This window comes from Kosakonia sacchari SP1 (assembly GCF_000300455.3).
In the GTDB taxonomy this organism is placed as follows: Bacteria; Pseudomonadota; Gammaproteobacteria; order Enterobacterales; family Enterobacteriaceae; genus Kosakonia; species Kosakonia sacchari.
This window is the reverse complement of the sequence record NZ_CP007215.2, coordinates 583,760-605,946: the sequence shown is the minus strand read 5'-3', so window position 1 is coordinate 605,946 and position 22,187 is coordinate 583,760. Positions and strand designations below refer to the sequence as shown.

The 22,187-nt window shown below is 54.1% G+C and carries 24 protein-coding genes, 1 other RNA gene and 1 pseudogene; 18 read left to right on the top strand and 8 right to left on the bottom strand.

Annotated features, from left to right (window positions below):
* Positions 1-3 precede the first annotated feature (3 nt).
* On the bottom strand, positions 4-1,134 hold the full coding sequence (gene rlmG, locus C813_RS25945; RefSeq protein ID WP_017457414.1) for a 23S rRNA (guanine(1835)-N(2))-methyltransferase RlmG: 1,131 nt from the start codon (positions 1,132-1,134) through the stop codon (positions 4-6).
* A 70-nt stretch (positions 1,135-1,204) separates the two neighbouring features.
* On the opposite strand from rlmG, the gene C813_RS25940 reads away from it, so the two are divergent.
* The 4 genes from C813_RS25940 to sstT all read left to right on the top strand — a co-directional run bounded on the left by C813_RS25940 (position 1,205) and on the right by sstT (position 5,510).
* Positions 1,205-1,705, top strand: a complete 501-nt coding sequence (locus C813_RS25940; protein WP_017457413.1) for a M48 metallopeptidase family protein — start codon at positions 1,205-1,207, stop codon at positions 1,703-1,705.
* A 106-nt stretch (positions 1,706-1,811) separates the two neighbouring features.
* Positions 1,812-2,810 carry a Gfo/Idh/MocA family protein gene (locus tag C813_RS25935; protein ID WP_017457412.1) on the top strand — a complete coding sequence of 333 codons (999 nt, stop codon included), beginning with the start codon at positions 1,812-1,814 and terminating at the stop codon, positions 2,808-2,810.
* Positions 2,811-3,057: 247 nt separating this feature from the next.
* Positions 3,058-4,023, top strand: coding sequence for a TerC family protein (locus tag C813_RS25930; protein ID WP_017457411.1), 966 nt, complete (start codon positions 3,058-3,060; stop codon positions 4,021-4,023).
* Positions 4,024-4,265: 242 nt separating this feature from the next.
* A complete protein-coding gene (gene sstT / locus C813_RS25925; protein WP_017457410.1) occupies positions 4,266-5,510 on the top strand; it encodes a serine/threonine transporter SstT in 1,245 nt (414 codons plus the stop codon).
* A gap of 15 nt (positions 5,511-5,525) precedes the next feature.
* On the opposite strand, the gene C813_RS25920 is transcribed toward sstT, so the two are convergent.
* From C813_RS25920 to uxaC, 3 genes are all read right to left on the bottom strand, one after another.
* Complete coding sequence (locus C813_RS25920) at positions 5,526-6,077, bottom strand: YgjV family protein (RefSeq protein WP_017457409.1); 552 nt, start codon at positions 6,075-6,077, stop codon at positions 5,526-5,528.
* 172 nt (positions 6,078-6,249) lie between these two features.
* Complete coding sequence (locus C813_RS25915) at positions 6,250-7,737, bottom strand: UxaA family hydrolase (RefSeq protein ID WP_017457408.1); 1,488 nt, start codon at positions 7,735-7,737, stop codon at positions 6,250-6,252.
* Between the two features lie 17 nt (positions 7,738-7,754).
* The gene (uxaC, locus tag C813_RS25910; RefSeq protein WP_017457407.1) at positions 7,755-9,167 is read right to left on the bottom strand and encodes a glucuronate isomerase; all 1,413 of its coding nucleotides are present in this window, start codon (positions 9,165-9,167) and stop codon (positions 7,755-7,757) included.
* Positions 9,168-9,632: 465 nt separating this feature from the next.
* Between uxaC and C813_RS25905 the strand changes: the two genes are divergently transcribed.
* The 11 genes from C813_RS25905 (at position 9,633) to C813_RS25855 (ending at position 16,899) form a co-directional block, all read left to right on the top strand.
* On the top strand, positions 9,633-10,934 hold the full coding sequence (locus C813_RS25905) for an MFS transporter (protein WP_017457406.1): 1,302 nt from the start codon (positions 9,633-9,635) through the stop codon (positions 10,932-10,934).
* A gap of 122 nt (positions 10,935-11,056) precedes the next feature.
* Positions 11,057-11,833, top strand: coding sequence for a transcriptional regulator ExuR (gene exuR / locus C813_RS25900; RefSeq protein WP_017457405.1), 777 nt, complete (start codon positions 11,057-11,059; stop codon positions 11,831-11,833).
* 325 nt (positions 11,834-12,158) lie between these two features.
* Positions 12,159-12,821 carry a DedA family general envelope maintenance protein YqjA gene (yqjA, locus tag C813_RS25895; protein WP_017457404.1) on the top strand — a complete coding sequence of 221 codons (663 nt, stop codon included), beginning with the start codon at positions 12,159-12,161 and terminating at the stop codon, positions 12,819-12,821.
* Between the two features lie 4 nt (positions 12,822-12,825).
* Entirely contained in the window at positions 12,826-13,212 is a 387-nt protein-coding gene (gene mzrA / locus C813_RS25890) for an EnvZ/OmpR regulon moderator MzrA (protein WP_017457403.1), read from the top strand.
* Positions 13,213-13,360: 148 nt separating this feature from the next.
* Positions 13,361-13,729 (top strand): DUF1090 domain-containing protein, encoded by a 369-nt coding sequence (locus C813_RS25885; RefSeq protein WP_025263828.1) that lies wholly within the window; start codon positions 13,361-13,363, stop codon positions 13,727-13,729.
* A 38-nt stretch (positions 13,730-13,767) separates the two neighbouring features.
* Positions 13,768-14,070: a DUF883 family protein gene (locus tag C813_RS25880; protein WP_017457401.1), complete on the top strand. Its 303-nt coding sequence runs from the start codon at positions 13,768-13,770 to the stop codon at positions 14,068-14,070.
* A 1-nt stretch (position 14,071) separates the two neighbouring features.
* Entirely contained in the window at positions 14,072-14,467 is a 396-nt protein-coding gene (locus C813_RS25875; protein WP_017457400.1) for a phage holin family protein, read from the top strand.
* The gene (locus tag C813_RS25870) at positions 14,464-14,754 is read left to right on the top strand and encodes a YqjK-like family protein (RefSeq protein WP_017457399.1); all 291 of its coding nucleotides are present in this window, start codon (positions 14,464-14,466) and stop codon (positions 14,752-14,754) included. The genes C813_RS25875 and C813_RS25870 overlap by 4 nt, the downstream gene beginning before the upstream one ends.
* A gap of 218 nt (positions 14,755-14,972) precedes the next feature.
* On the top strand, positions 14,973-15,365 hold the full coding sequence (locus tag C813_RS25865; protein ID WP_017457398.1) for a DoxX family protein: 393 nt from the start codon (positions 14,973-14,975) through the stop codon (positions 15,363-15,365).
* 75 nt (positions 15,366-15,440) lie between these two features.
* The gene (locus C813_RS25860) at positions 15,441-16,427 is read left to right on the top strand and encodes a glutathione S-transferase family protein (RefSeq protein WP_017457397.1); all 987 of its coding nucleotides are present in this window, start codon (positions 15,441-15,443) and stop codon (positions 16,425-16,427) included.
* 124 nt (positions 16,428-16,551) lie between these two features.
* Positions 16,552-16,899, top strand: a complete 348-nt coding sequence (locus C813_RS25855; protein ID WP_017457396.1) for a DUF805 domain-containing protein — start codon at positions 16,552-16,554, stop codon at positions 16,897-16,899.
* 32 nt (positions 16,900-16,931) lie between these two features.
* Here C813_RS25855 and C813_RS25850 read toward each other — a convergent pair whose 3' ends face one another.
* Positions 16,932-17,828: a LysR family transcriptional regulator gene (locus C813_RS25850; RefSeq protein WP_017457395.1), complete on the bottom strand. Its 897-nt coding sequence runs from the start codon at positions 17,826-17,828 to the stop codon at positions 16,932-16,934.
* A 105-nt stretch (positions 17,829-17,933) separates the two neighbouring features.
* On the opposite strand from C813_RS25850, the gene C813_RS25845 reads away from it, so the two are divergent.
* Entirely contained in the window at positions 17,934-18,635 is a 702-nt protein-coding gene (locus C813_RS25845; RefSeq protein ID WP_017457394.1) for a pirin family protein, read from the top strand.
* Between the two features lie 92 nt (positions 18,636-18,727).
* A pseudogene (gene yhaL / locus C813_RS47625) lies at positions 18,728-18,817 on the top strand (protein YhaL); the annotation flags it as partial.
* Positions 18,818-18,882: 65 nt separating this feature from the next.
* Here the strand turns inward: yhaL and C813_RS25840 are convergent.
* The gene (locus tag C813_RS25840; RefSeq protein ID WP_017457392.1) at positions 18,883-19,602 is read right to left on the bottom strand and encodes a helix-turn-helix domain-containing protein; all 720 of its coding nucleotides are present in this window, start codon (positions 19,600-19,602) and stop codon (positions 18,883-18,885) included.
* 93 nt (positions 19,603-19,695) lie between these two features.
* On the opposite strand from C813_RS25840, the gene C813_RS25835 reads away from it, so the two are divergent.
* Positions 19,696-20,085, top strand: coding sequence for a nuclear transport factor 2 family protein (locus tag C813_RS25835; RefSeq protein ID WP_017457391.1), 390 nt, complete (start codon positions 19,696-19,698; stop codon positions 20,083-20,085).
* Here C813_RS25835 and C813_RS25830 read toward each other — a convergent pair.
* Entirely contained in the window at positions 20,065-20,817 is a 753-nt protein-coding gene (locus C813_RS25830) for a glutamine amidotransferase (protein ID WP_040016591.1), read from the bottom strand. The genes C813_RS25835 and C813_RS25830 overlap by 21 nt on opposite strands.
* Before the next feature lie 984 nt (positions 20,818-21,801).
* Positions 21,802-22,180, bottom strand: an RNA gene (gene rnpB / locus C813_RS25825) — RNase P RNA component class A.
* Positions 22,181-22,187: the final 7 nt, after the last annotated feature.

Sequence of the window (22,187 nt, the reverse complement as noted above, 5' to 3'; positions counted from 1 at the left end):
CCATTAACGCTTTTTACGCACTTTCACCGCTTTAAGCACCACGAACTTGTTGTTAGTGGCAAGGGTTTCGCAGTTGCCAAACACGCGTTTTAGCTTGCGGAAATAGTCGAGATGGCGGTTGCCGACAATGCGCAGCTCGCCGCCATATTTCAGGCAGTAACGCGCATCGTTAAACATCTGCCAGGCAATATGATCGGTAATCGCGCTCTGCTGGTGGAACGGCGGGTTACACATTATCGCGTCAAACCTGTCCGGCTCCACACCGGACAGCGAGTTATTAATCATATACTCGCTGCGTTCCACTGCTTGTGGCAGGTTCGCTTCCACATTCAGCCGCGCGGAAGCCACCGCCATCGCCGACTCGTCGGCGAACAGCACACGGCTGTTCGGGTTTTGCGCCAGCAGTTTTAAACCAATTACGCCATTGCCACAGCCCAGATCAACCATCTCACCTTCGACGTTTTCCGGCAGATGTTGCAGGAAAAACCGCGCGCCAATATCCAGCCCGCTGCGGGAAAAGACGTTGGCATGGTTATGGATAGTCCAGTTCGTGCCGTCCAGCTTCCAGCTGGCGAGAACAGAACTCTCCTCAAGCGCAGGCGCGCTAAACGTGCAGTTGATGAGCCGCGCTTTTTTCCATGCCAGCGTGGTGGTAGTCGGCCCAAGAATTTTTTCAAACAGCGCTAACGTCGAGTTGTGGACATCACGCGCTTTCGCCCCAGCGATAATCCGCGTTTGCGGCGTCACCACGTTGCGCAGCGCGCGCAGTTGCTGCTCCAGCAGCGCCAGCTGTTTTGGCACTTTGATAAGCACTAACGCCGGGTTTGCAGGCAGTGGGCTCAGGCTGTCTTGCAGCGTGACGACGGTTTCGTCCAGATCGTTAATGCGCAAGTTATGCTGTGTCGCCAGCTCTGCTATATAAGAGTCGTTGACGGAAACCGGACGATGCGACGCCAGCGCACAAGCCAGCGCACCAAAGCTGTCGTTAAAAATCAGAACCGGGCCATCGACCTCATTCACCTGTTGCAGCAGATACTCGTCCGCCGCGTCCCACGCCTGTAACGACGCCTCTTCCACGCCGACAGGGAATCTGTCTAAAGTGAATGATTGTCCGTTTAACTCAACCTGGCTCATCGCCCCTCCGCAATGCTAAAATTCGCGCGTTTTATCGCTTAATTATCCGGAGATGTAAACACATTTCGCCATGAACAAGCTGACCTATCTTCAGGGCTACCCTGAATCCCTGCTGACGCAGGTTACTGCCCTGATTGAACAGAACCGGCTGGGCGAGGTGCTGAAAAAGCGCTACCCGGAAAGCCACGACATCACCACCGATAAAGCGCTTTATCACTATACGCAGGAGATGAAAAACCAGTATCTGCGTAACGCCGCGCCGGTGAATAAGGTGATGTATGACAGCAAAATCCATGTGTTAAACAACGCACTCGGTTTGCATACGGCGGTCTCGCGTGTGCAGGGTGGCAAGTTAAAAGCTAAAGCGGAAATCCGCGTCGCCACGGTGTTTCGCGATGCGCCAGAAGCCTTCTTGCGGATGATCGTGGTTCACGAACTTGCACATCTGAAAGAGAAAGATCACAACAAAGCGTTCTATCAGCTGTGCTGCTATATGGAGCCGCAGTACCACCAGCTCGAGTTTGATACACGGTTGTGGCTGACGCATCTGACGCTGGATCGTAACGGGTGAGGTTTTCGCCATCACCTTTTGTGCTTGTGCGGGGCAGTGCACTGGTTTTGTCATCTCGTCATGCTAGAGTGATCAAAGACCCCCCTTACGGAGAATTAGCGCCTGTATGATACGTTTCGCTGTCATAGGTACGAACTGGATCACCCGCCAGTTTGTCGATGCCGCCCATGAAACGGGCAAATATAAACTCACCGCCGTTTTTTCCCGCAGCCTGGAACAGGCGCAAACGTTCGCCAATGACTACCCGGTCGAGCATCTGTTTACCTCGCTTGAAGATATGGCGCAAAGCGATGCGATAGACGCGGTTTATATTGCCAGCCCGAACTCCCTGCACTTCCCGCAGACGCAGCTTTTCCTGCGTCACAAAAAGCATGTGATCTGCGAAAAACCGCTGGCCTCCAACCTGCGTGAAGTGGAAGCGGCCATCGCCTGCGCCCGGGAAAATCAGGTGGTGTTGTTTGAAGCGTTCAAAACCGCCAGCCTGCCGAATTTTATCTTGCTGAAACAAACACTTGCCAAAGCAGGTAAGCTTCGTAAAGCCTTTATCAACTACTGCCAGTACTCGTCGCGCTACGAGCGCTACCTGGACGGAGAAAACCCGAATACCTTTAATCCGGCGTTTTCTAACGGTTCAATTATGGATATCGGCTTCTACTGTCTGGCTTCAGCCGTGGCGCTGTGGGGCGAGCCGCATAGCGTTCAGGCCACCGCCAGCCTGCTGGAAAGCGGCGTGGATGCGCACGGCGTGGTGGTGATGGATTACGGTGATTTCAGCGTCACACTGCAACACTCGAAGGTGAGCGATTCCGTGCTGCCGAGCGAAATTCAGGGCGAGGCCGGATCGCTGGTGATCGAGAAAATCTCCGAATGCCAGAAAATCTCGTTCGTGCCGCGCGGCGGCAAAGCGCAGGAATTAACGCAGCCGCAGCACATCAATACCATGCTGTATGAAGCGGAAACTTTTGCCCGCCTGGTGGAAGAGAACGAAGTCAACCATCCGGGGCTGGATGTCAGCCGGGTTACGGCCAAACTGCAAACGGAAATTCGCCGCCAGATTGGCGTCGTTTTCCCGGCGGATGACATCGGCGAACAGCTTCCGGCGTAAAGGTTCGTAAAGCACACCAGGCTTTACATTGACGGAATCAATGTGCTGACATATTTTGTTACCTGCAAAGGGGAGTAACTTCATTGCCGGTGGATCGTCATTACGATGCGTATATGCATCCGGTCGCCGGGCGTCTTCACAGACGTAAGTGAGACCTTGCCGGAAGGCGAGGATCCATTGCACCTAAAGCAAACGGCTAACCTCTTCCGACGTTAGCCGTTTTTGTTTTTAGGTAAGGATTCACGCAATGAATACTGTCGGCACACCGATGTTATGGGGCGGCTTCGCGATTGTAGTCGTGATTATGCTGGCCATCGACCTTCTGCTTCAGGGGCGTCGCGGCGTCCATACGATGACCATGAAGCAGGCGGCCGCCTGGTCTGTGGTTTGGGTCAGCCTCTCTCTGCTGTTCAACGCCGCCTTCTGGTGGTATCTCACGCAAACCGAAGGACGCGCCGTTGCCGACACGCAGGCGCTGGCGTTTCTCACCGGTTATCTGATTGAAAAAGCGCTGGCGGTCGATAACGTCTTCGTCTGGCTGATGCTGTTTAGCTACTTCGCTGTACCGGCCGCGTTGCAGCGCCGGGTGCTGGTTTACGGCGTGCTCGGCGCGATTGTGCTGCGCACGATTATGATTTTCGCCGGTAGCTGGCTTATCACCCAGTTCTCATGGCTGCTGTATGTTTTTGGTGCCTTCCTGCTGTTTACCGGTGTGAAAATGGCGCTGGCAAAAGAAGACGAAACGGGGATTGGTGATAAACCGCTGGTGCGCTGGCTGCGCAGCCATTTACGCATGACCGACACCATCGAAAATGAGCACTTTTTCGTGCGAAAAAATGGCCTGCTGTTCGCCACACCGTTGTTGCTGGTGCTGATTCTGGTTGAACTGAGTGATGTGATTTTCGCGGTCGACAGCATCCCGGCGATTTTTGCCGTGACCACCGATCCGTTTATCGTGCTGACCTCAAACCTGTTTGCGATTCTGGGTCTGCGTGCGATGTATTTCCTGCTGGCGGGCGTGGCGGAGCGTTTCTCGATGCTCAAATATGGTTTGTCGGTCATTCTGGTGTTTATCGGCGTTAAAATGCTGATTGTCGACTTCTTCCATATTCCGATCGCCATCTCGCTTGGCGTAGTGGGCGGGATCCTTGTGCTAACCATGCTGCTCAACGCATGGGTTAACTACCAGAATGACAAGAAAAATAGGGCGTAAGCCGTAAATGGCCGCTCTGCCAGTGTGCGGAGCGGCCATTTCATCCGCCTTGTTGTCTTTATCACAAAACGTTAACACAAAAAAATCAAAAAGCCGCGCCAGGCCGGAAAAGTGCGCGGTTACCCCTTCCGTGTTGCCGTAAAGTCCATATACTCCTTTCTGCAATCAAATGTTACATCCTGACAAATGTCACCCAAAAAAGGCATGCGGGATGCAACTCCACAACACGAAAGGAACATGGCATGACAACGCACCGCTCCACCGGGTTACTGCAACGCTTGATTGATGGCAGCCTGGTGAAACAAATTCTTATTGGCTTAATTCTGGGTATCTTACTGGCGTGGATCTCTACTCCCGCCGCTATTGCTACCGGTATTCTGGGCACGCTTTTCGTCAGCGCGTTAAAAGCAGTGGCTCCGGTTCTGGTGTTGATGCTGGTGATGGCCTCCATCGCCGGTCATCAACAGGGACAAAAAACACATCTGCGCCCGGTGCTGGTGCTTTATCTGTTAGGTACGTTCACTGCCGCGCTGACCGCCGTGCTGGTCAGTTTCCTCTTCCCTTCCACGCTTCAGCTTGTGCCAGGCGCCAATGATGTCGCGCCGCCATCCGGCATCGTGGAGGTGCTGCGCGGTTTACTGACCAGCATGATCGCCAACCCGGTGACCGCGATCATGAACGCTAACTATATCGGCATTCTGGTGTGGGCCGTGGGGCTGGGATTTGCGCTGCGCCACAGTAATGAGAGTACTAAAAATCTGGTGCAGGATTTTGCAAGCGCGGTGACCTTTATGGTACGGCTTGTGATCCGCTTTGCACCGATCGGTATTTTCGGCCTTGTCTCCTCTACCCTTGCGACATCCGGTTTTGGCGCACTGTTAGGCTACGCGCAACTGCTGGTGGTGCTGGTAGGCTGTATGGCGTTTGTCGCGCTGGTGGTTAACCCGCTGCTGGTGTACTGGAAGATCCGCCGCAATCCTTTCCCGCTGGTCTTTACCTGCCTGCGTGAAAGCGGCGTCACCGCCTTTTTCACCCGCAGTTCAGCGGCGAATATTCCCGTAAACATGGCGCTGTGCGAGAAACTGAATCTCGATCGCGATACCTATTCGGTCTCTATCCCGCTGGGTGCCACCATTAATATGGCAGGCGCGGCAATCACCATTACCGTGCTGGCGCTGGCGGCAGTGCATACGCTGGGCATTACGGTTGATGTGCCAACGGCGCTGCTGCTGAGCGTCGTGGCGTCGCTTTGTGCCTGTGGTGCGTCCGGCGTGGCGGGTGGTTCTCTGCTGCTGATCCCGCTGGCCTGCAACATGTTTGGTATTTCCAACGATGTGGCGATGCAAGTGGTAGCGGTCGGCTTTATTATCGGCGTATTGCAGGACTCCTGCGAAACCGCGCTCAACTCCTCCACCGATGTGCTGTTTACCGCGGCGGTGTGCCAGGCAGAAGATGAGCGTCTGGTGAATAACCCCCTGCGTAACTGATCTTTTTGGCTGCCTTCACCGGGCAGCCGGTTTCTCTTGCTGCGCGGTTTCGACTTTAAACGGGTCGATGCCGCGTTTTTGCATGCGCCAGAAGCGGATAATGTTCAGGCCATTCATCACTAAAAAACTGCCCTCGATCAGCGAACCGCCAATCGATCCGAGCCAGATATTGTGGATCACCCAGCAGCAGGTCGAGCACCAAATCACACAGCGCATCGGCAAGCCTTTAAAGCGAAACAGCGCCCAGGTGCTGACGATCGTCCCGGCAACCGGCAACAACTCCATCGGATGGTGAAATTTCGCCAGCCCCAACCCGCCGGTAAGCACAATAAACAGCGCCATGACCCACAGGCTACGGGTACGCAGAGTAATCAGGGTGCGAATGGCGTTAAGCATGGCGCTGGAACCCGCAGGAAATGCGCCCATCAGAAAGAAATGCACGCCAATGATGGCGCTGTAGACCGAGAGTTGTTTTTTGAAGCGCCGTTCATCACGGTTGATAAAGGTTGTAATACCAATCAGAAAAGCAATCACACCAACGCCCTGGGCAAGCCAATACGTGGTCATGGAAATTCCTTGTAGGATTTGGGATAAAGCGATACATCACGTAATGCCTGCCAGGAGGCATTTACCAAAAGATTTCGCGCCAGGGCTCACGAATCCCCGGTCACTTACATAAGCAAGTAACCGGGGGAATAAACGCAGCCAACTCAGGCGTGGCGCGAAAGATAATAATCAATCAGAGCGTGACGCCGCTTTTGAAAATAGCCAGTTCACGGAAATCGTTTTTCTCGTTGCAGGTCTTTTTGCCGTTGGCGATATCGACGATCACATCCACGAACTCGCTCAGCAGTTGCGGCATCGCTTTGCCGTGAATCAACTGACCGGCATCATAGTCGATCCAGTGTTTCTTCTTCGCCGCCAGTTCGCTGTTGGTGGCGATTTTCACCGTCGGCACAAAACCACCGTAAGGCGTACCGCGACCGGTACTGAATAGCACCATATGGCAGCCCGCCCCGGCCAGCGCGCTGGTAGCAACCGCATCGTTACCCGGTGCGCTCAACAGGTTCAGACCGTGAGTTTTCAGGCGCTCACCGTAACGCAGCACGTCCACTACCTGGCTGGCACCCGCTTTTTGCGTGCAGCCCAGTGATTTCTCTTCCAGCGTCGTAATACCGCCCGCTTTGTTACCCGGTGATGGGTTTTCGTAAATTGGCTGATTATGCGCGATAAAGTACTGTTTGAAGTCATTGACCATGGTAACGGTCTTTTCAAAGGTACTTTCGTCGCGGCAGTGGCTCATCAGGATACGTTCCGCGCCGAACATCTCCGGTACTTCGGTAAGCACGGTGGTGCCACCGTTGCCGATTACGTAGTCCGAGAAACGGCCCAGCATCGGGTTGGCGGTGATGCCGGAAAGGCCATCAGAGCCGCCGCATTCGAGGCCGAATTTCAGCTCGCTCAGTTTGCCCGGTTCACGCTTGTCGTTGCGCATCGCCTGATACAGTTCATGCAAATGCTCAAGACCGGCTTCCACTTCGTCATCCTGGTGTTGGCAGACCATAAAGTGGACGCGTTCCGGATCGAATTCACCGAGCGTCTGACGGAAGGCGTCGACCTGGTTGTTTTCACAGCCCAGACCAATCACCAGCACCGCGCCTGCGTTCGGGTGACGCACCATGTTTTGCAGCATGGTGCGGGTATTAATGTGGTCATCACCCAGTTGGGAACAACCGTAGGTGTGGCTGAACAGGTAAACGCCATCGATATCTACGGCGTCCTGCGTCTCTTTCAGGAAACGGCTCTGGATCTGACGGGCAATACCGTTCACACAGCCGACCGTCGGCAGGATCCACAACTCGTTGCGGATCCCGACTTCGCCGTTAGCGCGGCGGTAGATCTGAATGTCACGATCCGCCGCCTGTGCGCCTTCCTCCTGAAAATCAGGTTGATAGCTATACTCGTCCACATCGCTCAGATTGGTACGGGCATTATGGGAATGGATGTACTCGCCCGACGCGATATCTGCTGTCGCATGACCAATTGGCAGACCATACTTGACAACATTTTCACCTTTGGCGATAGGTTGCAGGGCAAACTTGTGCCCGCGCCCCACCGCCTGGCGCAGCCGAACGGTCTGGTTGTCGATAACGACTTCCGCGCCTTCAGCGAGATCCGCCAGTGCTACCGCAACGTTATCCAGCGAATGGATCTTGATGTATTGCATATCAACCTCAAACGGCCTTAGTTCAGTTCAATCGCGAAGTAATCACGCGCATTGTTAAAGCAGATGTTTTTCACCATTTCACCCAGCAGCTGAATATCCGCCGGGGCTTCGCCCGCTTCGACCCAACGGCCAATCATCTGGCACAGGATGCGACGGAAATATTCGTGGCGGGTGTAGGACAGGAAGCTGCGGCTGTCGGTCAGCATGCCGACAAAGCGGCTCAGCAGACCCAGTTGCGCAAGCTGCGTCATCTGACGTTCCATGCCATCTTTCTGGTCGTTAAACCACCAGCCGGAACCGAACTGCATTTTGCCTGGCATACCTTCACCCTGGAAGTTGCCAACCATGGTGCCCAGCACTTCGTTATCACGCGGGTTCAGGCAGTACAGAATGGTTTTCGGCAGCAGATTCTCTTCGTTCTGCTTGCTCAGCAGTTTGGAGAGCTCTTCCGCCAGCGGACGGTCGTTGATGGAGTCGAAACCAACATCTGGCCCCAGCAGTTTGAACTGACGCAGGTTGTTATTGCGCAGCGCACCGATGTGGTACTGCTGCACCCAACCACGACGGGCGTATTCCGCACCCAGCCACACCAGTACCGCTGTTTTAAACTGCGCCACGTCTTTCTCGCCGAGCGTTTCACCAGACAGGCGACGCGCCAGGATGCTATCCAGTTCGGCTTCGCTGGCTTCAGCGAACAGCACCACGTCCAGCGCGTGGTCAGAAACTTTACAACCGTGCGCGGCGAAGTGATCCAGGCGTTTGCTCAGCGCCGTTTGCAGATCGGCAAAACGACGGATGTCGGTATCAGACACTTCGCCCAGCTTCGCCATGTAATCGTTGAAGGTGGCTTGTTCAATGTTGAACGCTTTATCCGGGCGCCAGCTAGGCAGCACTTTGATACGGAAGGTGCCATCTTTGGCGATCGAAGCGTGGTATTCCAGCGAGTCAACCGGATCGTCGGTGGTGCCGACCATTTTAACGTTCATCTGTTGCATGATGCCGCGCGCGGAGAATTTATCCTGCGCTAGCAATTCATTGCCCCGATTCCAGATTTCGTCGGCGGTAGACGGCGACAGCACCTTACCTGTAATACCAAATGGACGACGCAGTTCCAGATGCGTCCAGTGGTATAACGGGTTACCAATGGTGTGCGGCACGGTCGCGGCCCAGGCGTCAAACTTCTCACGATCGGAAGCGTCACCGGTACACAGGCGCTCAGGTACGCCGTTGGTACGCATGGCACGCCATTTGTAGTGATCGCCTTTCAACCAGATGTCATACAAGTTTTTAAAGCGGTAGTTGTCTGCGATCTGTTGCGGCGGCAAGTGGCAATGGTAGTCAAAAATCGGCTGGTCTTTTGCGTAGTCGTGGTACAGACGGCGAGCAAATTCGGTATCTAACAGAAAATCTTCGGTCATAAACGGGGTCATTATCGTCTTCCTCTAAACGAGTTCGTCTGATGCTTACCTTTAATGCTGACAAAGTTATCACACCAATTTCCATAGACCGAAGATATTTTCGTGAGTTGGATCAATAAAAGCAGACAAAAACTGACAATCCAGGCGCCCAAATATCCCGCCAACCCGCGCCGTTTCTGGCTTATTCCGGCAAAGTTAAAGACCACACAAAGAAAAACACTTTTGTGATGTCACTCACCTTTTCAAGTTGTATGACAAGTTATCTTTCCTGCCGTCGAACACATAAGCCGACGGAATGCATTCCCGATAAAAAGTTAATCGGATTTTTTGGGTACGGATACCGACTTAAACACGCTTACTTATGGCAAGGTTTGGGCCGTACCGGGAGTTCTCCCGGGTACGTCCTCCCCGTTTCATCCTCCGAACGCGATCGAAGGATGGCCGCGCAGGCGGTAATAACATAACGATGAGGTTTACATGCGTAAAATCAAAGGATTACGTTGGTACATGATAGCACTGGTGACGGTCGGCACCGTGCTGGGCTACCTGACACGTAACACCGTAGCGGCTGCCGCTCCAACCTTGATGGAAGAGCTGCACATTACCACTCAGCAATACTCTTACATCATTGCGGCTTATTCCGCGGCTTATACTGTTATGCAGCCTGTTGCAGGCTATGTACTGGATGTTCTGGGCACCAAAATTGGTTATGCCTTCTTTGCGATTACCTGGGCGGTGTTCTGCGGCGCAACTGCGCTGGCGGGCAGCTGGGGTGGTCTGGCACTGGCGCGTGGCGCGGTGGGTGCTGCTGAAGCAGCGATGATCCCGGCGGGTCTGAAAGCGGCGTCCGAATGGTTCCCGGCGAAAGAACGTTCTATCGCGGTGGGCTACTTCAACGTCGGTTCTTCTATTGGTGCGATGATTGCGCCGCCGCTGGTGGTGTGGGCAATTGTTATGCACAGCTGGGAAATGGCGTTCATTATCTCTGGTGTGCTGAGCTTTGCATGGGCGATGGCCTGGCTGATTTTCTACAAACACCCGCGCGACCAGAAAAAACTGAGCGAAGAAGAACGCGAGTACATCATTGGCGGTCAGGAAGCACAGCACCAGACCAACAACGGCAAGAAAATGTCCGTCTGGCAGATTCTGGGCACCCGTCAGTTCTGGGGCATCGCGCTGCCGCGTTTCCTGGCAGAACCAGCCTGGGGTACGTTTAACGCCTGGATCCCACTGTTCATGTTCAAGGTTTACGGTTTTAACCTGAAAGAAATCGCCATGTTCGCCTGGATGCCGATGCTGTTCGCCGACCTGGGTTGCATCGTGGGTGGTTACCTGCCGCCGCTGTTCCAGCGTGTCTTCGGTGTAAACCTGATTGTTTCCCGCAAAATGGTTGTGACCATGGGCGCGGTACTGATGATTGGCCCTGGCATGATTGGCCTGTTCACCAGCCCGTATGTGGCAATCGGCCTGCTGTGTATCGGTGGTTTTGCTCACCAGTCTCTGTCCGGTGCGCTGATTACGCTCTCTTCTGACGTATTTGGTCGTAACGAGGTGGCAACGGCGAACGGTCTGACCGGTATGGCGGCGTGGACAGCAAGTACCCTGTTTGCGCTGGTGGTGGGTGCGCTGGCAGATACCATCGGCTTTAGCCCGCTGTTTGCTGTGCTGGCGCTGTTTGACCTGCTGGGTGCCGTGGTTATCTGGACCGTGCTGAAAAACAAATCAGCCGAAGAGGTCGTGAAGGAGCATTCGCTTGGTGGCCCCGCCGCACAAAGTTAAGTCTCGATTTTGATAGTTAAAAAAGCCGCCTGGTGCGGCTTTTTTACTATCTGCGATGGTGAGAAAGCCGTAAAAGTGGTATAACAAATCTATTATTGCCCTTCTTTCCCTGGAGCTCACATATGGAAATCTCCGAGTCACGACGTTTGTACCAGCAGCTTGCCGCGGAGCTTAAAGGCCGTATTGAGCAAGGCGTCTATCTGGTGGGAGACAAACTGCCCGCCGAGCGCTTCATCGCCGATGAAAAAAGCGTCAGCCGGACCGTGGTTCGTGAAGCCATTATTATGCTCGAAGTGGAAGGGTATGTTGAAGTTCGCAAAGGCTCCGGTATCCATGTTATTTCCAACGTGGCGCGCCACACCCAGGCGCCGGATGAAAACCTTGAGTTCGCCAATTACGGCCCGTTTGAATTGCTGCAGGCACGTCAGCTTATCGAAAGTAATATTGCTGAATTCGCCGCCACCCAGGTGACGAAACAGGACATCATGAAGCTGATGGAAATTCAGGATAATGCGCGAAAAGAGAAGTGCTTCCGCGATTCTGAGTGGGATTTGCAGTTCCACGTGCAGGTCGCGCTGGCGACACAAAACACAGCGCTTGCGGCCATCGTCGAGAAAATGTGGACACAGCGTGTTCACAACCCGTACTGGAAAAAACTGCACGATCACATCGATTTACGCACCGTGGATAACTGGTGTGATGATCATGACCAGATCCTGCGTGCGCTGATTCGCAAAGACCCGCACGCGGCGAAACTGGCGATGTGGCAACATCTGGAAAACACTAAACAGATGCTGTTTAACGAAACCAGCGATGATTTTGAGTTCAACGCCGATCGCTATTTGTTTGCGGAAAACCCGGTGGTGCATCTCGATACCGCCGCAACCGGCAGCAAATAAAAAATCTCTACAAGGCGCACACTTACGCTGCGCCTGCCCTGGTTTAAGGTAAGTAAACCGTCTAGAGTGTCAGCCTTTGTAAATAGCCTCGCCTCCCCCTGCCGCGACAAGCAAAATCATCACCGAAACTCATTTTTCTGACTGACTCATAACGTCGGCATTTGTTACAATTGGATGCATTTGTCATCATCTAAGTTAGTGCTTGCTCACAACGTCCGTTATCAGAATATGCCGTATCGAGTGTGCCACGAGCGACCATAATGTATTAAAGATAATCGCCGTGCTGTGCTGGGCGTGACGTAAACCGATGTACCAGGAACACTGAATGGAACTTTTAAGCCAATTACTCCATGCCCTCTGGAGCCAGGATTTCGCGACACTCTCGCAGCCCGGTATGATCGGCATGCTTTATTTTGTTTTATTTGTCATTTTATTTCTTGAAAACGGCCTGCTTCCGGCGGCGTTTCTTCCGGGTGATAGCCTGCTGGTACTGATTGGCGTGCTGATTGCAAAAGGTGCGCTGGGATATCCGCAAACCATTTTATTGCTGACAGTGGCGGCAAGCCTGGGGTGCTGGCTCAGTTACATTCAGGGACGATGGCTGGGTAATACCCGCATCGTGCAAAACTGGTTATCACATCTGCCTGCGCATTATCACCAGCGCGCGCACCATCTTTTCCACAAACATGGCCTTTCCGCCCTGTTGATTGGTCGTTTTATTGCATTTGTTCGCACCTTGTTACCAACTATTGCCGGACTTTCTGGTCTGAGTAATGCCCGCTTCCAGTTTTTCAACTGGATGAGCGGCCTGCTGTGGGTGCTGATACTGACCACACTAGGTTATCTGCTGGGCAAGACGCCGGTGTTTCGTAAATACGAAGATGCCCTGATGTCCTGCCTGATGTTGCTTCCGGTGGTATTACTGGTGATTGGCCTTGCTGGCTCACTAGTGGTGCTGTGGAAGAAAAAATATCGCAACCGGGGTTAAGGCCATGGAATTGCAACGTCCCTTTTTACGCTGGTTACTGATGGGTGTCGCGGCGATGACCGTTTTCAGCGTGATGTTTTTCGCCTGGACGACGCTGCAAAACCGTGAATCAACGCTGGCGATTCGCCCGATCGCGCAAAATGTCAGCGTGCCGGATGGTTTCTCTGTCTGGCACCATCTTGATGCCAATGGCATTCACTTTAAAAGTATTACGCCGCAGGACGACACGCTGTTAATCAAGTTTGAATCCAGTGAACAGAGCGCGGCGGCGAAAATCGTGCTCGATCGCACCTTACCTCATGGTTACATCATTGCCGCCCAGGACGATGATAACAACCAAACTTCCGCGTGGCTGACCCGCCTGCGCAACAGCACACATCGATTCGGTTAACCTTTCCAGGATTCTGAATCTTTTCACTCACTTTGGTGTTTGTCCGTTTACTTACTATGCTTGAGTACACGGAACCAGAGTTCGCTTTATGTCACTGGACGCTGGCGTAACCATCGTTTCGCTGGCCAACAATGGAAGGTTCTCGATTATGAAAAACCGCATTGCACTGGCGCTGGCCCTTTTTTCGCTGAGCGCATTTTCCCAGGCGGCTTCGCCCTGCCAGGAAAAGGAGCATGAGATCCAACGCGAAATCAGCTATGCCGAAAAGCATAACAATCAGAGCCGAATTGACGGTCTGAACAAGGCGCTGCGAGAAGTGCGCGCCAATTGCTCTGACAGCAAGCTGCGCGCCGCCCATCAGAAAAAAATCGCTGAGATGAAAGAAGAGGTTGCCGAGCGTCGCCACGATCTGAATGAGGCAAAGCAAAAAGGCAATGCGGAGAAAATAAGCAAACGCGAGCACAAGCTGAAAGAGGCACAGGCGGAACTGAAAGCCCTGGAAGCGCGTGACTACTGATTTAATGGAAATAACCACTCACTCACCTGGAGAGAATTATGTCGAAAGATAATGCTGACCATTTGCGCGCTGAGTTGAAATCCCTGGCGGATACACTGGAAGAAGTGCTGAGCAATTCCAGCGATAAGTCGAAAGAAGAGCTGAGTAAATTACGCACCAAAGCGGAACAGGCGCTGCGCGACAGCCGTCACCGTTTGGGCGAAACCGGCGATGCACTCGCCCGCCAAACCCGCGAAGCGGCTGCGCGTACCGACGAGTATGTGCGTGACAACCCGTGGGCCAGCGTAGGTATCGGCGCCGCCGTCGGTGTGGTGCTGGGCGTACTGCTGTCGCGTCGCTAAGATGACGGATTTGCGAAACGCGCAAGGGCCGGGCAAAAGCGTACTGGGGATTGGTCAACGCATTGTGACCATTCTTGTTGAAATGGTTGAGACCCGCCTGCGGCTGGCGGTTGTCGAGCTGGAAGAAGAGAAAGCGAACTTATTCCAGTTGCTGCTTATGGTAGGGCTTACCATGCTTTTCGCCGCATTTGGCCTGATGAGCCTGATGGTGCTGATTATCTGGGCCATCGATCCGCAATATCGCCTGAATGCGATGATTGCAACCACCGTCGTGTTGCTGGTGCTGGCGTTGATAGGCGGCATCTGGACATTGCGTAAAGCGCGGGCCTCGACGCTGTTGCGTCATACTCGCCAGGAGCTGGCAAACGATCGTGCCTTGCTGGAGGAGGATAAGTGAGCGGCAAAGCGGAACGTCTGAAGCGCAAAGCTCGTTTGCTCAGTGAAATCCAACAACAACGCCTAGATCTCACCGCCAGTCGCCGTGAGTGGCTGGAAGCAACCGGAGCCTACGATCGCGGCTGGAATACGCTGCTCAGCTTGCGCTCATGGGCGCTGGTGGGCAGCAGCGCGATGGCGATATGGTCCGTTCGCCACCCCAATATGCTTGTGCGCTGGGCCAAACGCGGTTTAGGCGCATGGAGCTTATGGCGGCTGGTCAAATCGACGCTCAACGCAACGCACTGAAACACAATCACAGCACGGCTTACGCGGGCGATGATTATTCATCGCCCGTTTGCTTTTCTGTTTGCTCAGTTTTTTTGAAAAATTTCGACAGTTTTCCTTGCTAACAATCTTTTCCCGTCACGATTACTATCCTCTCCATCGACAGCAAGCACGCGGCATTCGCCCGTAATTGCAGACATTTTACTGAAAGCCGCTATTGTGGTTCCCTGGAGAGAAAGATGAAAAAATTAGAAGATGCTGGTTTCCTGGTTGCTCGTATCCTGATGCCGATTCTGTTTATTACCGCAGGCTGGGGCAAAATCACCGGTTATGCAGGTACTCAGCAATATATGGAAGCGATGGGCGTGCCGGGGTTCTTCCTGCCACTGACCATTCTTCTTGAGTTCGGCGGCGGTCTGGCGATTCTGTTCGGTTTCCTGACCCGTACTACAGCACTGTTCACCGCGGGCTTCACGCTGCTGACCGCATTCATCTTCCACAGCAACTTTGCAGAAGGCGTGAACTCGCTGATGTTCATGAAAAACCTGACCATCGCTGGCGGTTATCTGCTGCTGGGCATTACTGGTCCGGGTGCCATCAGTATCGACCGCGTCCTGAATAAAAAATGGTAAGCGCTCTATACTGAGAGAAGAGATCAAAGCGAGGAGACCACTCCTCGCTTTTGCTATTCAGAAGGAGGAGACAAAATGGGACAACTGATTGACGGCGTCTGGCACGACAACTGGTATGACACCAAATCCACCGGCGGACGTTTCCAGCGCTCGGTATCCGCATTTCGCAACTGGCTTACCGCAGATGGCACACCAGGTCCTTCTGGCGAAGGTGGCTTTGCCGCCGAGAAAGACCGCTACCACTTATATGTTTCACTCGCATGCCCGTGGGCGCACCGCACGCTTATTCTGCGTACGTTAAAAGGCCTTGAACCGTTTATCTCTGTTTCCGTGGTCAACCCATTGATGCTGGAGAACGGCTGGACATTTGACGATGACTTTCCGGCGGCAACTGGCGATACGCTGTACCAACACGAATTCCTGTATCAGCTCTACCTGCACGCCGATCCGCAATACACCGGGCGCGTCACGGTGCCTGTGCTGTGGGATAAAAAGAATCACACCATTGTCAGCAATGAATCGGCGGAAATCATCCGCATGTTCAATACCGCTTTTGACGGCCTGGGCGCGAAAGCCGGCGATTACTATCCGCCAGAATTACGCAGCCAGATAGATGAATTGAATGGCTGGATCTACGACAACGTGAATAACGGTGTCTATAAAGCCGGTTTCGCCACCAGCCAGCAGGCGTATGACGAAGCGGTGGTCAATGTTTTCAATGCGCTGGAACGCCTTGAGCAGATCCTGGGGCAGCATCGTTATCTGACCGGCGACCGGCTAACGGAAGCGGATATCCGCCTGTGGACAACGCTGGTGCGTTTCGATCCGGTCTATGTCACTCACTTCAAGTGCGATAAGCACCGCATCAGCGACTATCTGAATCTGCACGGCTTTCTGCGCGACATTTATCAGATGCCGGGCATTGCGGAAACGGTCGATTTCGCCCATATCCGCAACCACTATTACCGCAGCCACAAAACCATTAACCCGACCGGAATTATCTCTATCGGGCCGTGGCAGGATCTGGATGAGCCACACGGACGCGACCTGCGTTTCTCCTGATCTTCCGGGCGCGTTTCACCGCGCCCAAATTATTTCTCGCCGGGTTTTCGCTTTATATTTTTGCCGTCTATTCTTACAGGGATCGTTGAGAAAACAACGGATTGACCGTTGATTGAGGTGGGAAATGGACTGGTATTTTAGGGTACTGAGCAACTACGCGACATTTCACGGACGCGCGCATCGCCGCGAATTCTGGATGTTCACACTGGTCAACCTTATCCTCTTTGGCGTGCTGTATGTGGTCGACAGGATCATCGGCTGGCACCTGTTAAGCCAGATTTACGCCCTGCTGGTGCTGGTGCCAAACCTGGCGGTTCAGGTACGCCGCCTGCATGATACCAACCGGAGCTGGCGCTGGCTGTTACTGCTGCTGTTTCCGGTGATTGGCTGGTTGATGCTGCTGGCGTTTTACAGCCAGCGCGGTACGCCGGTAGAAAACCCCTTTGGCCCCGAACCGAAAGCGTTCCCCTAAATGGCATTGCTCCACCAACGTGGAGCAATGGCTTATTTACCGGCAAACAGCTTGGGAATTTCCCGCAGACACCAGGCTTTCGCTTCGCCCATACTGTCGCGACGCCAGGCCATAATAATATCCACCTGGCTGGTGTATTCCGGGCTTACCACACGTAACCGGCCTTCAGCGATATCCTGCTCCACCAGCGGATAAGGCATCGTCGCCACGCCCAGCCCGGACAGCAGCGCCTGGCGCTTATCTTCGATAGTACTGACCGTCAGCCTTGGCTGCTTATCCAAAAGCTGTACAGTCAGCACCGGCCGCTCGCGGGCGGTATCGGCAACGGCCACGCCGCGGTATTTCACGCGCGTCACTTCCGAGAGCGGTTCCGCTTCCTGATGGATCGGGTGATCCGGCGCAGCAACATAGACGTTCATTACCGAGTAGAGCTTGCGTGAGTTGATTTCCGACGAAGAGCGAAAATGCATATCCGGCGCGACAACAATATCGGCGCGCCCCTGTTCCAGCCGCTCCCACGCCCCGGCCAGCACTTCAGTAATGAGCGATAACTGCGTATTGGCTTTTGCGGCCAGCCGGTCGACCAGCGGAAACAGCTCGACCGTCGGCACCAGCGCTTCAGTGACCAGTGTGAGATGCGTCTCCCAACCTCGCGCCAGCGCTTCTGCATCGGTCGTCAGTTTATCGGCGGCCTCCAGCAGTACGCGACCGCGCTCCAGCAGCATACGCCCGACGTTGGTGAATTTCGTCCGGTGCCCGGAGCGGTCAAACAACACGACATCCAGCTCTTCTTCAAGTTTTTGCATGGTATAGCTGAGCGCAGAAGGCACGCGTCCCAACTCATCCGCCGCCGCGGCAAAGCTTCCACGCCGGTCAATCGCATCCATCACACGTAACGCTTCCAGCGTCAGCGCCCTTTCTTTAGCCATGAGTGTTCTCATTCAGGAAATTTGAACATACCGGGCAGAATATCTGGCTAACAATGCAGCGTCCATACCTTTAACATTGTTTTAAGTAAAGAGAGGTCAACAATTATGATTACTACGCGTACTGCGAAACAATGCGGACAAGCTGACTTCGGCTGGCTTCAGGCCCGCTACACTTTTTCTTTTGGACATTACTTCGACCCGAAATTGCTGGGCTATGCCTCCCTGCGCGTGTTGAACCAGGAAGTGCTTGCCCCAGGCGCATCGTTCCAGCCACGCACCTACCCGAAAGTGGATATTTTAAATCTGATTCTGGAAGGCGAAGCGGAATATCGCGATAGCGAGGGCAACCATGTTCAGGCGAAAGCCGGTGAAGCGTTGTTAATTGCCACCCAGCCCGGTATCAGCTACAGCGAGCATAACCTGAGCAAAGACAAATCATTAACGCGCATGCAGTTATGGCTGGATGCCTGCCCCGAGCGTGAAAACCCGCCGGTGCAAAAAATGACCATTGCCGATGTGGCGCAGCAACTGCTGGCGTCCCCTGATGGCAGCCAGGGAAGTTTGCAACTCCGCCAGCAAGTGTGGCTGCACCATATTGAGCTTGCCAAAGGCGAAGAGTTGCAGATTCAACTGCATGGCCCGCGCGCCTATTTGCAATCTATTCACGGTACGGTGCACGCCGTGACACATTGCGAAGCAAAAGAAGCCCTGACCTGCGGTGATGGTGCGTTTATTCGTGACGAGGCTAACATAACACTCGTTGTCGATACGCCGCTTCGCGCTTTGCTGATAGATTTACCCGTGTGATAGTTGCGTTAAGTAAGTGAGTAAATGAAATGAGCAGCACAATGAATTTTATGACAGACCCTACACAGCAAACCCCACTCCCCGCCCTGGCTGGATTCGGTTATGAAGAGATGCTGACAGAGCTGGAAGCTATTGTCGCAGAAGCCGAAATCCGCCTTGCGGAAGAAGAAGCCACCGCCTGACCCATAAGCCCCGGCGCATAAGACCGGGCAAATCTCTCCGGAACATACTGTGGTTTTACGCGCACTTAGCGCACGCGGTTTCGCGCCTGAAACTGCCCCGGCGTGCTGCCAAAGCGCAGCTTAAATGCGGCGATAAAAGCACTGACGTTATCGTACCCGCAGCGTTCTGCCGTCTCACTCACCGACTCCCCGCGCAGCAGATGCGCCATGGATGCAAGGACCTTTGCCTGCTGTCGCCACTGACTAAAACTCAGCCCGGTTTGTTCACTGAACAAGCGGCTTAATGTTCTGACGCTCAAACCACAGCAACACGCCAGTTGCGCCTGATTTGCCGCATTGTGTGGCTCCGACAGCAGCAGTTCAGCCACCCGCTTCGCCCGGCGATCCTGCGGCAGGGTTAACTGCAACGGCGCGCCTGGCGCCACGCGAATCTCCTCCATCATCACCGCCAGAAGCGATGCCTGGCGAGCCGGGTCGCACTGCGTTATGCGTTCCATCAACAGCATCATAAACGGATCGGCAGGCCACACGCCCGCGAAAGCGGGGGCATCATCATGGTTGAATTGCAGGCTATGCCCTTCCACGTCGCCCACGCTCCAGGCGCAGTGGCGCATATGCGCAGGAAACCAGCCGACTGTCGCGGGCGTTAGTGCCCATTGCGCCTGCTCCGTTTTCACAATCATCATCCCCCGTTGGATGCAAAACAGCTGGCCGGTGACGTGCTGGTGCCATTCGGTGGTGTGCTTGTTGTGATGCGTGAGCCGCTGGTTTTGTACGATCAACATGGCTGATAAACCGTATTCAATGTCCTGATACGGTTAATATACCAACGCGGTGTGGCGATATCCTCTTTATAAGCACAAATGAGGAGAACAAAGATGGATATCACCCAACGTATCGCCCTGGCATTGCGCAGTGTCGTTTGCCACCCTGACCATAACGAAGCGAAAATCCGCGAATTCTTCTCGCCGGATTATCAGCAAATTGTCGACGGACAGACGCTTGACTTCACTGGCTTTGTTGAACATATGGCCAGGCTCAAACACCTGACGCACGCCATTGATGTGACTGTGGTCGCTATTGCCGGGCAAAACAATAATGTATTGACCCACCATTGTGTGGCGGTAAGTAAGAAAGATGGCACTCAGGCACACATTGACGTGTTTGCGCATTTCACGCTGGAAAACGGGTTAATCACCCGCTGCGAGGAGTTAACCCGGCTGGTGCAGGGCACGGCGCAAGACCGTTCACTGGGCAGCGTCAGATAACAGCGTTTTGTTACGCTCGGTCACTTCCTGCACGAAACGGCGGAGGATCTCCGCCGCGCCTGGCGCGGGCAGCACGCTGGCCACTAAGCTGTCGGCATCGGTGCCCTCTTTTTCGATGTGCGCGCGGTTCAAACGCAGCAGATCGGTCGCGATTTCCGGCGTCATTTCCGGGTGGAACTGCACCGAAATGGCCCGAGGCCCGTAGCGAACAATCTGATGATTGTCATGCGCGGAAGAGGCCAGTACCGATGCGCCTTCAGGCAATCGCGTCACGGTTTGTCGGTGCGTCAGGTGCGCAGGGAAACTTTCAGAAAGGTGGCTGAGTAGCGGATCGTTGAGCGCCGAGGCGTTCAAATAGACGGTTTTCGTCCCCGCTTCACGCCCCTGCGGATGGTATTCAACATTCCCGCCCAAAGCCCAGGACATCAGTTGATGACCGTAGCAAACACCAAACAGCGACATCTCAACCGCCATGGCTTCGCGGATCCACTCTGCGGTTTTCTCGCTCCACGGCAACCTGTCGGAAACCATCGCCCATGAACCGGTAATGATCGCCGCCCGGCGCGCATCCGGGGCTGGCAGCGTTTCGCCTTCAAAGACGCGAACCACGTCCACCTCTTCAGGAGCACAACCAAGAGCCCGGCAAAACCAATGCGGAACATCCCCGTGGGCGTCACGTAAAGGCTTCGGGGCATCCCCCATCTGAATAATGATCAATGATTTTTGGTCCATGACGGCAGCGACTCCCGCGATGCTAGTTTCAAAACCGTTTAAGAACATGTTAGCGCTTTTCGCCAGGCTTCCGACGGGATATTTATTTCTAAGGTTAGAAGAACCGGTGCTTAGCGATACGGCACGCGCGCAAAAAAACACCTGTAAGTTGCCAGCTTCAGAACGCAAAACCCCGCAAGATTACTCCTTCGGAAGACTTTAAGAATCGAAACGGACCGCTAAGCCGCGTTCTTTCATCGAAAGTGGAGTGGACAGTCATTCATCTTGCCTGCACCAGAAAGCAAAAATCCCGCCGAAGCGGGTTTTACCTGAATAGTCGAAACTGGCCGGTAAGCCGCGTTCTTTCATCGAAAGCGGAGTGGACAGTCATTCATCTTGCCTGCACCAGAAAGCAAAAACCCCGCCGAAGCGGGGTTTCACCTGAATAGTCGAAACTGGCCGGTAAGCCGCGTTCTTTCATCGAAAGCGGAGTGGACAGTCATTCATCTTGCCTGCACCAGAAAGCAAAAACCCCGCCGAAGCGGGATTTTACCTGAATAGTCGAAACTGGCCGGTAAGCCCCGTTCTTTCATAGAAAGCGGAGTGGACAGTCATTCATCCTGCCTGCACCAGAAAGCAAAAACCCCGCCGAAGCGGGGTTTCACCTGAATAGTCGAAACTGGCCGGTAAGCCGCGTTCTTTCATCGAAAGCGGAGTGGACAGTCATTCATCTTGCCTGCACCAGAAAGCAAAAACCCCGCCGAAGCGGGGTTTCACCTGAATAGTCGAAACTGGCCGGTAAGCCGTGTTCTTTCATCGAAAGCGGAGTGGACAGTCATTCATCTTGCCTGCACCAGAAAGCAAAAACCCCGCCGAAGCGGGATTTTACCTGAATAGTCGAAACTGGCCGGTAAGCCCCGTTCTTTCATAGAAAGCGGAGTGGACAGTCATTCATCTTGCCTGCACCAGAAAGCAAAAACCCCGCCGAAGCGGGGTTTTATTAAGAGTCGAAACTGACCGATAAGCCGGGTTCTGTCGTGGACAGTCATTCATCTAGGCCAGCAATCGCTCACTGGCTCAAGCAGCCTACCCGGGTTCAGTACGGGCCGTACCTTGTGAACCCCTATTTGGCCTTGCTCCGGGTGGAGTTTACCGTGCCGCGAACTGTTGCCAGACGCGCGGTGCGCTCTTACCGCACCCTTTCACCCTTACCTGATCCCACTTGCGTGGGCCATCGGCGGTTTGCTCTCTGTTGCACTGGTCGTAGGCTTGCGCCTCCCAGGCGTTACCTGGCACCCTGCCCTATGGAGCCCGGACTTTCCTCCCCTCCGCCCGTCTCCCCCGAAGAGGACGACGACGAAGCGGCGACTGTCTGGTCAGCTTCGGCGCGC

Coding starts and splice junctions, on each gene's coding strand:
- rlmG (WP_017457414.1), bottom strand. CDS start 1,134: ATGAGCCAGGTTGAGTTAAACGGACAATCATTCACTTTAGACAGATTC.
- C813_RS25940 (WP_017457413.1), top strand. CDS start 1,205: ATGAACAAGCTGACCTATCTTCAGGGCTACCCTGAATCCCTGCTGACG.
- C813_RS25935 (WP_017457412.1), top strand. CDS start 1,812: ATGATACGTTTCGCTGTCATAGGTACGAACTGGATCACCCGCCAGTTT.
- C813_RS25930 (WP_017457411.1), top strand. CDS start 3,058: ATGAATACTGTCGGCACACCGATGTTATGGGGCGGCTTCGCGATTGTA.
- sstT (WP_017457410.1), top strand. CDS start 4,266: ATGACAACGCACCGCTCCACCGGGTTACTGCAACGCTTGATTGATGGC.
- C813_RS25920 (WP_017457409.1), bottom strand. CDS start 6,077: ATGACCACGTATTGGCTTGCCCAGGGCGTTGGTGTGATTGCTTTTCTG.
- C813_RS25915 (WP_017457408.1), bottom strand. CDS start 7,737: ATGCAATACATCAAGATCCATTCGCTGGATAACGTTGCGGTAGCACTG.
- uxaC (WP_017457407.1), bottom strand. CDS start 9,167: ATGACCCCGTTTATGACCGAAGATTTTCTGTTAGATACCGAATTTGCT.
- C813_RS25905 (WP_017457406.1), top strand. CDS start 9,633: ATGCGTAAAATCAAAGGATTACGTTGGTACATGATAGCACTGGTGACG.
- exuR (WP_017457405.1), top strand. CDS start 11,057: ATGGAAATCTCCGAGTCACGACGTTTGTACCAGCAGCTTGCCGCGGAG.
- yqjA (WP_017457404.1), top strand. CDS start 12,159: ATGGAACTTTTAAGCCAATTACTCCATGCCCTCTGGAGCCAGGATTTC.
- mzrA (WP_017457403.1), top strand. CDS start 12,826: ATGGAATTGCAACGTCCCTTTTTACGCTGGTTACTGATGGGTGTCGCG.
- C813_RS25885 (WP_025263828.1), top strand. CDS start 13,361: ATGAAAAACCGCATTGCACTGGCGCTGGCCCTTTTTTCGCTGAGCGCA.
- C813_RS25880 (WP_017457401.1), top strand. CDS start 13,768: ATGTCGAAAGATAATGCTGACCATTTGCGCGCTGAGTTGAAATCCCTG.
- C813_RS25875 (WP_017457400.1), top strand. CDS start 14,072: ATGACGGATTTGCGAAACGCGCAAGGGCCGGGCAAAAGCGTACTGGGG.
- C813_RS25865 (WP_017457398.1), top strand. CDS start 14,973: ATGAAAAAATTAGAAGATGCTGGTTTCCTGGTTGCTCGTATCCTGATG.
- C813_RS25860 (WP_017457397.1), top strand. CDS start 15,441: ATGGGACAACTGATTGACGGCGTCTGGCACGACAACTGGTATGACACC.
- C813_RS25855 (WP_017457396.1), top strand. CDS start 16,552: ATGGACTGGTATTTTAGGGTACTGAGCAACTACGCGACATTTCACGGA.
- C813_RS25850 (WP_017457395.1), bottom strand. CDS start 17,828: ATGGCTAAAGAAAGGGCGCTGACGCTGGAAGCGTTACGTGTGATGGAT.
- C813_RS25845 (WP_017457394.1), top strand. CDS start 17,934: ATGATTACTACGCGTACTGCGAAACAATGCGGACAAGCTGACTTCGGC.
- C813_RS25840 (WP_017457392.1), bottom strand. CDS start 19,602: ATGTTGATCGTACAAAACCAGCGGCTCACGCATCACAACAAGCACACC.
- C813_RS25835 (WP_017457391.1), top strand. CDS start 19,696: ATGGATATCACCCAACGTATCGCCCTGGCATTGCGCAGTGTCGTTTGC.
- C813_RS25830 (WP_040016591.1), bottom strand. CDS start 20,817: ATGGACCAAAAATCATTGATCATTATTCAGATGGGGGATGCCCCGAAG.